The organism is Pseudomonas sp. NFX98 (assembly GCF_047784845.1).
Classification (GTDB): Bacteria; Pseudomonadota; Gammaproteobacteria; order Pseudomonadales; family Pseudomonadaceae; genus Aquipseudomonas.
Window position 1 is genome coordinate 92,385 of record NZ_JBLNNF010000001.1, and the last position, 12,727, is coordinate 105,111.

Below are 12,727 nucleotides of genomic sequence, written 5' to 3' on the forward strand. Positions count from 1 at the left end.
TGTTCAGTCAAAGCCTAAGTCATCCCAGACTTTGTTGATGTTATTCATTGCTTCTCGACCGCCGACCCGGTCACGCTCGCGCAAGAAGTTGACCTCATCTTCACGCCAAACCACATTAGAGAAAAGAGGATGTCCCACCGTCGCAAAATTAATAAAGGCCCCCACCCCCAGACCATGGAAGTACTGCTGCAAGGCTCGCTTGCCCAGCATTAAATTATCGGTACTGTGCGCAGCTACAGCCCGGGCATAACGCAGCGCCTCATCTTCTAGCTTTTCACGGGGAACGACCGAGTTGGCGACGCCCCATTCCTTAAGTTCCTGTGCACTCATCTTTCTTCCGGTGAGCAAAACCTCCATGCCACGGTTCAGGCCAAGGCGCAGCATCGTCATGGGCAGCTGCGTCTCAAAGCCCGCAAAGCCGATGCGACTTTGACGCCGAGCGACATAGGCATCCTCGCTCAAAATCAAAATGTCGGCGGTCATTGCGAATGAAAACCCTTGCCCAAGCACCGCGCCCTGAGCTGCAAGAATCACCACCTTGTCGCCCCAGATCGTTCCGTTGAGAGTGCTGTCCAATAACTTGCGTATACCGCGCATCCGTTTGGACTGTCCCAGACGTCCGCCTTTCTTCAGACCGAACGCCTCTACCGGCATTTTCTTCGTGTCTTCGCCAGAACAAAAGTCACTGCCCGCCCCGGCCAGGATCACCACTTTTATCTCATCGTCATCCTGCGCGCGAGTGAGCGCCGCGGACAACATGTCGTTCATGTCTGGAGTTAAGATAGCGTTCTTGCGATGCGGACGATTCAATGTTATCCGGGCAATATGCCCATCGATTACTTCATACAAAATACACTGGGAGAGATCCTCGTCGGTGCCGCTATCGGGTACGTTTGCCATTGACTTTATTTCCCTTCAGCGTTGATGAAGTCGTCTATGCGACTGTGATAGTGACGGATTCGAGATTCCTGGTATTTGCCTAGAATCAAACCCTTTTCAACCGTGGAGTGGAGGCCTTTCCAGACACCGACGATGTTTTCGTAATCCTGATCAAAAATCGGCCCAAGCCTGCCTAGGCCTGGGTGTTCGGCAAAAGGGCGGTCATCGGGCAACCATTCAATTTTTGCGGCTGCTGGCGTTGGGATGGAGAGATCGCGAGGCGCCAACAAGTAAATCTCCATGATTGAGCTGTCGTGGCGATCACCGTTCGGCCGGAAGCGATACACGATCGGCAGACCAAAGCCATACCACGGTAGAAAATTTGGAAACAGGAAGTATTCGATAGCGTCGAGCATTTCGACGTCGGTCAGATGATCAACTGACTTACCAAGAATCTTCTCAACTTCACCGCGCCTCTGCTCGGCCAAAGAACTCCGATAGGTCTCACCTTCACGCAATTTGATGGGCTCGCGACCGGTGCCTTTGGAGACATAGTCTGCGAAGTCCTGGGGAGTCATCTGGCGCATCGCAGGCGTCGCAGGGGCTACTGATACAGTGGCAAGACGACTCAAATTATCCCCATAAACGTCATATTGGGTTTCAGCATATTCAGAGACCGTGACAGACTGGGGATGCGTCGGCGAGACATGATAGGACTCCAAAAAAGCCTCCATCGCCACTTTCCAGTTAGCGGGCATCACCCGCGCAACGTGAACGGCAATTCGGCGATCTTCGAGCGGCGCAGATCTAAAATGCTCTGGCAACTCGCCGATGAATTCATCGAACGGTTGAGCGTCAGGGTCGAAGTTAATGAATACAAACCCTCCCCAAATTGCCAACCCGATCGACTTCAAGCACATCTTTCGTTGCTCAGTCTGTGGAAAATCCCAGCGCTCAGGAATGCGCCGTATAGAGCCGTCGAGATTCCAAGACCAACCATGAAAACGACAGGTAAAAGCAGGGGATCGTCCTTGGCCATCTACCAACTGCATACCCCGATGCAGACAGGCGTTGGGATACGCTTTCAAAACACCATCAGCAACGTGGACGACAACCACTGAGCGACTACCGATCTCGTACGTGATGTAGTCTCCGACCTCTGGAATATCGCTGGTATGGCAAGCCATTTGCCAAACCTTACTCCACATAGCGCCCATTTCACGGGCATGAAAAGATGCTGAGGTGTACCGTTCAATCGGAAGATCCGCTGTTCCAAAATCCCCATCCGAGCGCCGCGAAAACGCGTCGGACGCGATTCGACGGTCACGAGCCAGCCATTTGCTTATTGATGGCTCTTTAGCCTTTTCTTTGCTGGACATGCCCTCTCCTTACTGCGCCCCACCATCGCCTGAGGCGGGACCACAAACCGTGCCGTGCAGAATGCGCAACAGTCGACCTAACTAATATAGTTAACTAGGTTCACACATACAAGCCATTTTCAGCGCGTTAAAACGTCGCGGTCGCGGAGCGCCTCGGCCATGGCCAACTGCAGGAATGTAATAATCGGGAACCTGCCGCGCCTGGGGGCAATTTCGGCGCTCGTTGTCTGGGGTATGGCCGTGGCGACCGAGCCAGAAACGGAAATGAAGAGTGCTGACGCAACGCCTAGCTCGGCCATCCCGCCGGCGGTGCCGAGCGCTACAAACTCCGAACAAGGAAAACTTCGCCACATCGACAAATAGGTATACAAGTTAAATTGGTATGGTATTTTGTCTGCACTCGCTCTGGCGCATTTGCATCCGAGCGCTAACTGCAGTTGAAAATAAGATCCAGGGGAGACGACCGCGTGACGACATCCGTAAGCAATGATCAAGCTCTTCTTACCAGCGCTGCGTTGAAAGCGGTGTATCGCCGCGTAGCCCTGATTCGTGCAGCAGAGCAAGGCATTTCCAAACAGCTTCGCGCCGGCAAGATGTCATTTTCTTTCTATCCGGTGACAGGCCAGGAGCTCGCACCAGCGGTATTGGCCGAATGCTTGAGCTCGGATGACCAGATGGTGACGATTTATCGCGGATTGGCCGACATCCTAGCGCGCGGCATGCCACTACGTGAGTTGCTTGCTGAGAGCATCGGCCATTCGTCTGGCGCATGCGGTGGAAAAGGGGGCGGAATGGGGTTAGCACGCCCTGACTTGGGGCTGATGATGACTACTGGAATCGTTGGCTCCAGCGCGCCTGTTGGTGTAGGTCTTGCTCTAGCATCGCAGCTGCAGAAAACGGGCAAAGTTGTCACTGTAAGCTTTGGCGACGGGGCCACAAGCATTGGCGCCGTCCATGAAGCTATGCTGTTTGCTTCCCTATGGAAGCTGCCAATAATATTCATCTGCCATAACAATGGCTGGGCTGAATCGACGCCACTATCCGAATACTCGGTACTAGAAAAACTCTCCGAACGAGCACAAAGCTATCGGATGCCCGGGCTTACTGTTAGTGGTAGGGACCCTCAGGCTCTAGCTGACGCCTTCAATGATGCTATCGCGCGAGCTCGTCGAGGAGACGGCCCTACCTTCGTTGAATCGACGACTTACAGGCTCGGCGGTCACTACTTCGCTGACGCCGGCGCGTATATGGATCAGGAGGAGCTTGCAGCCGAGCGGGCACGCGATCCGGTATTGACAGTACGCGCGCAATTAATTGCACAGGGCCACGCCACCGATGAGGAAATTGCCGTTATCGATGCAGACGTCGCAGAAGACGTGTCGCGAGACATAGCGATGGTTCTGGAGACTCCTGTAGCGCCATTCACCGAGGCGGACCTACTCAGCGACGTCTACGCCGACGCGACATTCACCCCAATGAGTCGCAAACGACCCGCCGCTCAAGCTCTACCACTTGGTCCCATGCGCAAAGCGACGATGCGCGACGCCTTCAATGAAGCGCTTATGATTGCAATGGAGCAGGATGACAAAGTAATCATGCTGGGTGAGGACATTGCTGACCCGGCCAGCGGCGTGGTGGGCATCAGCCGCGGACTGTCGACAAAATTCGGTGATCGCGTTCGATCTACCCCTATTGCGGAGCAAGGAATCTTCGGCGCATGTGTCGGTGCAGGGTTGGCTGGTATGAAACCGGTCGGTGAACTACTGATGATGGATTTCTTGCCGGTAGCTATGGACCAGATGGTCAATCACGCTGCCAAGGCACGATACATGACAGGGGGTCAGATGTCGGTGCCCATGACTATGATGACCTTGGTGGGCTCGGGTAACGGAGCACAGCACTCCCAATCGACTGAAGCGTGGTTGATGCACACTCCAGGGTTGAAAGTTTGTTACCCAAACAACCCTACTGACGCAAAGGGCATGCTTCTCTCCGCTATTTTCGATCCTGATCCGGTGATTGTCATCCATTCAATGCTGAACCTGTTCGGCACATCCGAGATGCCTGAGGGAGAATATCGAATTCCACTGGGGCTTGCAGCAGTGCGCCGAGAAGGCTCCGACGTCACCATTATTTCATATGGGCCCGCCGTCGGTGACGCAATAAAAGCTGCCGACATGCTCGCCGCTGAAGGTATCAGCGCCGAAGTGATCGATCTACGTAGCCTTGTGCCACTTGATGCAGAAACTCTTCTTGAGTCTGTTGCTAAAACCGGTCGTGCTGTTATCGCCCATCGCGCCACAGACTTCATGGGGCCTGCAGCCGAGATCTCTTCGTTGCTCTACAGCGAACTGTTCGGCAAATTAAAAGCTCCAATTCAACGAGTTGCCGGATCCTACGCGCCGGTTCCCAAACACGCAGGCTTACTTGGATTGCATTACAAAGGCGCAGCCGCCATAGCTAAAAAAGCTCAGGAAATCATGAAATGATTGAACTTAGAATTCCCGCCGCAGGTGACGCGGTATCAGAAGTACAACTGGTGGAATGGATTGCCGAGGATGGCGCAAATATCGCGGAAAGCGACGTGATTTACTCGATAGAAAGCGATAAGTCCGTTCTTGATGTTGAATCTCCAGCCACTGGCAGACTTACCATTCTTGCTCAAGCGGGGGAAATCTATCCCATCGGTCATTTGGTAGGACGGATTGAGTGAGTTAATGATGTTTACGGGATATGGCAACGCACATTGGCTTGAGCGAATACAGCTCAGTTGTTGCGAGTCTTAAGATACGCAAAAGCAGAGCATCGTCATAATAGGCTGCAGTTCGAGCTAAGGTGAGTTGGGATTGAAGCACGGAATTTGGGGGCACAGCTCGCGATTCTAATTATGAGGGAAAGTTCTATGCCCCCCCCCAACCGAAGCCCGGTGCTTTGACGAGCCTGGGTAATGCTAATGTGGCAGCGCAAGATTGTTACGTTATTTAAAGCAGCAAGCAGAGGGGGGGGGAGCGGGGTTGAAAAATGAAGTTCTCGGAAGCTCGAATTACGGATAACCATGCTTTTTAATATCTTTAAAAGTTTACGAGTGGTGCGTACTTCCGCTTGATTTGAATAAAAACAATGATCGAGATGTAAAGTGATTTTAGTTAATTAGCTGCCATCACCGAGAACCAAGCGATCAGCCCCATCTGATGGCCAGTTTCGACAAAGGTGCTGTGAACTGTTGATGTAGAAAGGGATAACTGAAATCACAATAGACCCTAATAAATAGATTCGACTCATCCCCATGACCACATTCCAACCGCATCTCTAGCCTTGCCGCTACGTTCTCGTCACTGTATTTCAAGCACCGCGTGCTCGTGGAGTTCGATATGTACAAAGCGTCAACTGCACCTGCCCATAACTCAGCCATGGCACCTAGTTCGGCGAGTAGTAATGAGTGTCGCAGCTTGGTTCCTGATTCACGCTATGAAATGACGCGCAAAGCCGCAGTAGAGCTCTTCGCTAGGCGCGGTTTTAGTAATGTCAGCATGCGCGATCTGGCGGTACAGATTGGCATCAGCCCGGGTTCGATCTACAACCATACCGAAAGCAAAGAAGCGCTGCTTTTTGAGTTGATCGAGTCCATCTATCTAGATCTGCTTTCCTTAGTTCCCAAGCAGCGCAAAAACCAATCCGAGCCCGGCAGTGCACTGATCAATCTGATCAAGAAACACGTCCATTTGCACGAAAAAAAGAGCTGGTATTTTTGGTTAGCGGAACATGAGGCAGGGTGTTTGAGTCCAGCCAATCACGAGAAAACTCTGAAGCTGCGCCAACGCTATGAAACACATTTTGCGCGGCTACTAAGCCATCTGCTTAGAGAGGAAAGCGAAGCAGTGCAGCTTGCGATTCCCCCGGTTCTGGTGGGAATTCTTAATAATCTGCCCGCGTGGCTTAAGCTTTGTCCCTTGAGCCGTGATCAACGAAGCCAACTAATCGTCGATATGGCATTGGGAGCGGTCTACGCCACGTTGAGCAAGCAGGGCGCGAGCCGTTTTTCTCAGTTAATCCCCAAGTCCGCCGACAGCGCGAAATAGTCGTTTAAAAAACTGTCTATCGTCATTTCTTTTAGCCCAGCTTTTAAAAGGCGTAAAAAACGCAATGAACACTCCATCCCCTACTGTATTACTCGATATCACCGATGCAGTTGCGCGCATTACGCTCAACCGGCCAAATGCCCTAAATGCGATCACCGTAGAGCTTGCAGAGGAATTTTTACAAGCGGTGAAAGTAGTGTCGAGAACACCCTCGGTTAGGGTTGCGATCATCAGCGGGAAAGGCAAGGCATTTTGTGCCGGAGGCGATCTGGCGTATCTGCAAGACGCTACCCCCAGGAAAGCGCGGGTCTTGATCGACCCGCTTCATGAAGCAGTCGAACTGCTAACTCGACTTGATATTCCAGTTATCGCCTGCATTCATGGCGTTGTTGCCGGAGCCGGTGTCAGCTTGGCAGTCGCGTGCGATTTTGTGCTCGCAGCTGAGGGCACTCGATTCAACCTCGCCTACACAGGAATAGGTACAAGTCCAGATGCATCGGCATCGTGGCATATTCCTCGTTTGATCGGCACACATAAATCTATGGAACTGCTGTTGCTTAGCACCCCGTTCGACGCTATTGAAGCATTGCATATCGGCCTGATCACTCAAGTCCACCCAGTCGAGCAGTTAGAAGCTGCGTGCTCGCAAATGGCACGCCGCTTGGCAACCGCTGCGACGAGAGCACTGGCTCAAACAAAACGGCTGATAAGAAGCTCAACGCAACACACGCTCAAGGAACATCTTGAGGCCGAGCGGGCAGCCTTCTGTGCCTGCGTGGAAACCCGTGACTTTTCGGAAGGAGTCAACGCTTTCATAAGTAAGAGAATCCCCAGCTTTCGTGGCGAGTAGTGGGTGCCCGGCGCCTTACCTTTCGCATTTGCCGAAGACCGTTTATGAAGCTGATCGTGTCCGGGGAAGTGGTGTAACTCATCATGGCTCTAGCCATTGAATTTGCCGTTTAGTTGATTACGGCCGACAGCTTGGTTTGTGGATAATCGCTAACCGTCTCGAAAGCCTCCAACTGCATGTAACGTCGTTGTAGGCACAACTCGTCGTTCTACTCCAGCAGCATCGCCCCCACCAGCCGCGTGATAGCCGGATCGTTGGGAAAAATTTCATCACACCGGTGCGGCGTTTGATTTCCGCGTTCAACAGCTCGAGTGGATTGGTGCTGTGCAACTGCTGCCGGTGCGCCTTGGGAAACGCTATGTGGGCCAGCGCTTCATCCTCGCAGCCGTCCATAAGCACCGCGATCTTGGGGTACTTCTCACACAGTTGATCAGGGACCAAGCGTCATTGCTGATGGCACTCGGTACGGCTGTCCTGGGCGAAAACCGTACGTAGTAACGCCTCGACCATGGTGCGCTGACCTTTGCCGATATGGGCCATGGCGTCTGAAGTGCGCACGACAGCGCTGCCAGGTCGCATGGAAGACCTTGGAAACAGCGGCCTTCAGGCCTTCGTGGGCGTCGGAAACGGTCAGCTTCACGCCCTCAAACCTCGACGCATCAGGCCGCGCAGGAAGTCTGTCCAGAACGGCTCGGCTTCTGAGAGCCGACCCGCATGCCCAGCACTTCCCGACCCCCGTCAGTATTAATGGCCACTGCGATTATTACGGCAGCCGAGACGATGCGCCCGGCCTCCCGCATCTTGACGTAGGTGGCATCAATCCAGAGATAGGGCCAGTCACCTTCAAGCGTGCGATCAAGGAAAGCGTGAACGCGCTCATCGATCTCACCGGCCAGCCGTAACACTTGGCTATTGAAACTCCCAGTCATGCCCATGACCTTGACCGGTTCACCGCGCGCGTCGAAACGCCTTGGATATAGGCTTCTTTAATCACCGCTGCCAAGGCATTCTCAGCGGTGCGCCGTGGCTCCAGGAAGCCGGGGAAATAGCTGCCTTGGCGCAGCTTGCGGATCTTCAGATCAACGTCACCGACGCGTGTTTGCAAAAGGAGATCACGTTAGCCGTTGCGGCCGTTTGTCCGGTCAGGGCGTTTGACATCGAAGCCGGCGCCGCACAGGCCCTCGACATCGAAATCCATCAAGCGCTGGGCAACGAACTCCCTTTCGCCCGTAGGTGCGCCTTTGGCTGGTTCGGTTACACCACTTCCTGAGCCACGATCATGAAGCTCAAATCTAAGCGCATCGTTGCGCAGATTTTGCGTGGAAACTCATTCGCAAAATTGGGTCCGCGATGGCTCACGGACATGAGCCGTGCTGTAGCTGTCCAGCAAAAAAACGTTTACAGACCTGAGAAATTGATGAACTATGTAACTAGGTTATCCATGTAGAAAAAGAATAAAATCATGACTTATTCCTCGGCTAGAGTCAGGCGAATGCCAGCGGTTACGTCGCCTATTTACCACGACTGGCACCATAATCGTTCATTGACGGACGGTTTTTCGAATCAGCCAATCTCCATCCGAAGTAGCGGATTATCCCCGCGCCTCAGTCAATGGAGTCACCGTCTGCGCAAGGCAATCCTAGCGAGCGCACTCATGATGGCGACCTCATTCTGCCCCGCCTACGCTGAGTACAGAGATCCGCTGGATAGCCCATCAACGATTTCGCCACTCGCAGCGCGCACTCAGCTGCTGGCGGTGACTCGTGCGGGTGCTCGACTTGTTGCCGTCGGCTGGCGTGGGCATATTGTAACGTCCGACGACAGCGGCAAGACTTGGCAACAGGTCCAGAGTCCTGTGGACGCCGATCTTACCGCTGTAAGTTTTCCGACAGCCAAAAAAGGATGGATTGTAGGTCACGGTGGGGTGGTGCTTAAAACCGAGGACGGGGGCTCAACTTGGACTAAGCAATTGGATGGCCGAAGCGCGGGTGAGGTAATGATCCGATATTATCAACGGCAAATCCAAAACGGAAATAGCGAAGCTGAGCAGTGCCTTGAAGCCGTTAAGCTCAACACTCAAAACGGCCCCGAACACCCTTGGCTGGATGTGATTTTCAGTGACGAAAAGCATGGTTATATCGTCGGTACGTTTAACCAAATCATGCAGACTGAAGATGGGGGCGCCACTTGGGTACCGATCATGGAAATGATAGACAACCCGCAGGCCTTGCATTTAAACGCGATAACACGACAAGGCGATGATTATTTTATCGCTTCTGAACAAGGTACAGTCTTTCACAAAGGTAAAAACGGTGCCCGTTTCACAGCTCTTACCACAGGCTACAGTGGCACGTTCTTTGGTGTCGTCGCTGATGACAAATCAATTTTCGCTTATGGTCTCCGTGGCACAGTGTACCGCAGTGATGATCGGGGCGGATCTTGGCAAACTGTGCGAACCACTATAGACACAGCCATCACTGGAGGACTTATTCTGGATAATGGAAAGGTTCTACTAGTCAGCCAAGGAGCGCAACTGCTACAAGCCAAAGATCACCAGGCACCTTTCGAGTCCATTGCGGTAAAAAAACCGGCGTTATTCACTGGCATCACTTCCGTAGATGACAACACAATCGTGATTGTTGGCACTGCGGGCGCGAACCTGGAAACGATTATCCAAAAGCCTTGAACCTTACGAACACCTGAAGGTGTATAACAAGAATGAGGTATTCCTGTGGCCATTGATACTCAAAAGAACAAGCTCCCGGTAATCCAAAATCTGAAAGATTTTGATAAGAACTCTGGTGATCGACTGGAGCGAATGGTCTTTAATAATCGTCTCTGGGTCGTAGTGCTTTGCGCGTTAGCCACACTCTTTTTTGGGTATCGCGCAACGATGCTCAGCGTAAACGCAAGCTTTGATGAGATGGTTCCACAAAACCATCCGTTCATCAAAAATTACTTTCAAAATAAAGACTCATTGAAAGGATTAGGAAACTCAGTTCGAGTAGTGGTGGAAACGTCAGACGGTGACATATTTAATCCCGAATATCTTGAGGTGCTAAGACAAATCAATGACAAGATTTTCCTGACCTCCGGCGTCGACCGCGCGTTGATGCGATCAGTGTGGACACCGATTGTTCGCTGGACGGAAATCACGGAAGAGGGATTTAAGGGCGGTCCCGTCATGCCTTTCAACTACGACGCAAGCGAGGCGACGATCAAAACCTTCAAGCTCAACGCTATTCGCGCCAATCTGCGGGGAAGTATGATCGGCACAGATTATAAATCGTCAATGATTGTGGTGCCATTACTGGACAAAATCGCTGAGACTGGAGAAAACATTGATTATAAAGTTCTTTCCGACAAACTTGAGAAGGAAATTCGCTTACCTTTTGAACACCCTGAACTAGTCCAAGGGGAAACGCGCTTCAAAGGCGACTACAAAGTACACATTATAGGCTTTGCCAAGTTAACAGGCGACCTGATCAACGGCCTCATGAAGGTATTCCTATTCTTCGGACTCTCAGCATCAATTGCAGCAGCCATTATTTATTTTTACACCAGAGATATACGCAGCACTGCCCTCCTTGTATTTACGGCGTTGAGCGGTGTGATTTGGCTGTTGGGTTTAATGCAATTGCTGGGTTATCAATTAAACCCGTACTCTATCCTCGTGCCCTTCTTGATCTTTGCCATTGGCATCTCCCATGGCGCTCAAAAGATGAACGGGGTGATGCAGGATATAGGGCGTGGAACTCATAAATACGTTGCTGCCCGATATACATTTCGTCGGTTGTTTATGGCTGGCCTGACGGCGCTTTTGACCAACGTTGTGGGTTTTGCCGTGTTGATGATTATCGACATACCTATTATCAAGACACTCGCCTTGACAACCAGCCTGGGTGTCCTCGTTCTTGTCTTTACCAAACTGTTCTTCATACCTGTAGCGCTGTCGTACATTGGTGTAAGTGAAAGCGCAGCGAAACGGAGCGTGGAACCCAAGGCAGACATTAAACTGAATAGCAGCAAAGTATGGGCCCTCTTAATCCGCTGCACGGAGCGACAAGTTGCGGTGCGTATAGTAGGCGTATCATTAGTAGTGGGCGTGGCTGCGGCGGCGACCAGCTTTTCGTACCTAAAGATCGGTGATCTTGATCAAGGCGCGCCGGAGCTTCGTGCGGACTCACGATATAACACAGACAGTGCTTATATTAATAAATTTTACGGGCTTTCAGGCGATCAATTTGCAGTAATCGTGAAAGCAGACGAACCTGATGGCGTGGCTAAGTATGAAACCCTCGTCCAGCAGGATCGACTAGCCTGGCAGTTGAAGCAATTGCCGTCGGTACTAGCGACTAGCTCGCTTCCAGACAGCTTAAGACAGACTGCTTTCGGGCAATTCGAAGGCAACCCAAAATGGCTGACCATTCCTCGTGGTGTAGTAAATATTAGCCAGGCTGTGTCCCAGGCGATTGTTGATAGTCCTGGAGCTATCAATGGTAACGGAACGGTCGCACCGTTGATTGCATACCTGAAGGACCACAAAGCTGACACCCTGACGGAGGTGACGAACTCAGTCGAACAGTTCTCCGCAGCCCATCAAACTTCCGGCGTTCAGTTTCTCTTAGCAGCTGGCTCGTCAGGAATCGAAGCGGCAACCAATATCGTGGTGAAGCAAGCCAACTACCGAATGTTGGGTTTGTTATACGCGGCAGTGGCCATCCTTTGCTTCATCACCTTTAGAAGCTGGCGGGCGGTAGTTGTTGCGATGGTCCCTTTACTAATTACATCGTTCCTGTGCGAAGCTCTCATGGTGGCACTGGGAATCGGAATAAAAGTGGCTACTCTTCCGGTAATCGCCCTCGGCGTCGGCGTTGGCGTCGACTACGCATTGTACCTATTGAGCGTGCAGCTAAAGGCTCAGCGATTGGGTGCTACCCTCACGGAAGCTTATACGCTAGCGCTGAGTTTTACTGGGAAAGTAGTCGCGTTGATCGGAATCACGATGGCCGCCGGCGTTATCACGTGGGCCTGGTCACCCATCAAGTTTCAGGCCGATATGGGGATACTCCTTACATTTATGTTCCTTTGGAACATGTTGGGTGCTCTGGTGTTGATCCCAGCGTTGTCGAATCTGCTACTCAAGGATCAAAGAATTATCCAAATTGAAAACCCTCAGGTTTCACCATCTTCACCTGACGTTGAAAAGGCTGTAATAGACAAAACACAAAGATTGCAAAGTGCCAGACCCACTCCTATCTAATTAAAAAGGCCCGGTACCCGATGGTGCCGGGATCTCGCAGCAACCTGCTACGGACGAGTCTGTATGACGTTACCGTGTGAGCCAAAGGCCTGAAATAATTGACTACCGCTGCACGATACGATTTACGCCAGCGTACACCCAAACTTATTGAGTAATAATCGAAGTGTCGCCCTATGTGATAGCGGAAAGTACTCCGCTAGACCCATACATTATATTTTGATTCGCCGTAGGAACTACGTCACCTTCGAAGTAACCATCGAATCGTGGCGGCTGGCAA

The 12,727-nt window shown here is 51.9% G+C and carries 8 protein-coding genes and 1 pseudogene; 6 read left to right on the forward strand and 3 right to left on the reverse strand.

The genetic code is table 11. The annotated features are described in order from the left end of the window. Window positions 1–3: 3 nt before the first annotated feature. A complete protein-coding gene (locus ACM110_RS00405; protein WP_416126113.1) occupies window positions 4–900 on the reverse strand; it encodes an enoyl-CoA hydratase/isomerase family protein in 897 nt (298 codons plus the stop codon). Between the two features lie 5 nt (window positions 901–905). Next, window positions 906–2,258: an aromatic ring-hydroxylating oxygenase subunit alpha gene (locus ACM110_RS00410; RefSeq protein WP_416126114.1), complete on the reverse strand. Its 1,353-nt coding sequence runs from the start codon at window positions 2,256–2,258 to the stop codon at window positions 906–908. Between the two features lie 467 nt (window positions 2,259–2,725). Here ACM110_RS00410 and ACM110_RS00415 point away from each other — a divergent pair, with 467 nt between their 5' ends. From ACM110_RS00415 to ACM110_RS00430, 4 genes are all read left to right on the forward strand, one after another. Next, window positions 2,726–4,747: a thiamine pyrophosphate-dependent enzyme gene (locus ACM110_RS00415; protein ID WP_416126115.1), complete on the forward strand. Its 2,022-nt coding sequence runs from the start codon at window positions 2,726–2,728 to the stop codon at window positions 4,745–4,747. After that, a complete protein-coding gene (locus ACM110_RS00420) occupies window positions 4,744–4,971 on the forward strand; it encodes a biotin/lipoyl-containing protein (RefSeq protein WP_416126116.1) in 228 nt (75 codons plus the stop codon). Before ACM110_RS00415 ends, ACM110_RS00420 begins: the two co-directional genes overlap by 4 nt. Window positions 4,972–5,629: 658 nt before the next feature. Further along, on the forward strand, window positions 5,630–6,337 hold the full coding sequence (locus ACM110_RS00425; RefSeq protein ID WP_416126117.1) for a TetR family transcriptional regulator: 708 nt from the start codon (window positions 5,630–5,632) through the stop codon (window positions 6,335–6,337). Window positions 6,338–6,401: 64 nt separating this feature from the next. After that, window positions 6,402–7,187, forward strand: a complete 786-nt coding sequence (locus ACM110_RS00430; RefSeq protein ID WP_416126118.1) for an enoyl-CoA hydratase/isomerase family protein — start codon at window positions 6,402–6,404, stop codon at window positions 7,185–7,187. A 109-nt stretch (window positions 7,188–7,296) separates the two neighbouring features. On the opposite strand, the pseudogene ACM110_RS00435 reads toward ACM110_RS00430, so the two are convergent. Continuing rightward, a pseudogene (locus ACM110_RS00435) lies at window positions 7,297–8,403 on the reverse strand (IS256 family transposase); the annotation flags it as partial. Window positions 8,404–8,841: 438 nt separating this feature from the next. Here ACM110_RS00435 and ACM110_RS00440 point away from each other — a divergent pair. Both ACM110_RS00440 and ACM110_RS00445 read left to right on the forward strand, forming a co-directional pair. Beyond that, window positions 8,842–9,873 carry a WD40/YVTN/BNR-like repeat-containing protein gene (locus tag ACM110_RS00440; RefSeq protein WP_416126119.1) on the forward strand — a complete coding sequence of 344 codons (1,032 nt, stop codon included), beginning with the start codon at window positions 8,842–8,844 and terminating at the stop codon, window positions 9,871–9,873. 45 nt (window positions 9,874–9,918) lie between these two features. After that, window positions 9,919–12,450 (forward strand): efflux RND transporter permease subunit, encoded by a 2,532-nt coding sequence (locus ACM110_RS00445; protein ID WP_416126120.1) that lies wholly within the window; start codon window positions 9,919–9,921, stop codon window positions 12,448–12,450. Window positions 12,451–12,727: the final 277 nt, after the last annotated feature.

What these genes read in the sequence shown, in the direction of transcription:
- ACM110_RS00405 (WP_416126113.1), bottom strand. Translation starts at nt 900, where the DNA reads ATGGCAAACGTACCCGATAGCGGCACCGACGAGGATCTCTCCCAGTGT.
- ACM110_RS00410 (WP_416126114.1), bottom strand. Translation starts at nt 2,258, where the DNA reads ATGTCCAGCAAAGAAAAGGCTAAAGAGCCATCAATAAGCAAATGGCTG.
- ACM110_RS00420 (WP_416126116.1), top strand. Translation starts at nt 4,744, where the DNA reads ATGATTGAACTTAGAATTCCCGCCGCAGGTGACGCGGTATCAGAAGTA.
- ACM110_RS00425 (WP_416126117.1), top strand. Translation starts at nt 5,630, where the DNA reads ATGTACAAAGCGTCAACTGCACCTGCCCATAACTCAGCCATGGCACCT.
- ACM110_RS00430 (WP_416126118.1), top strand. Translation starts at nt 6,402, where the DNA reads ATGAACACTCCATCCCCTACTGTATTACTCGATATCACCGATGCAGTT.
- ACM110_RS00440 (WP_416126119.1), top strand. Translation starts at nt 8,842, where the DNA reads ATGATGGCGACCTCATTCTGCCCCGCCTACGCTGAGTACAGAGATCCG.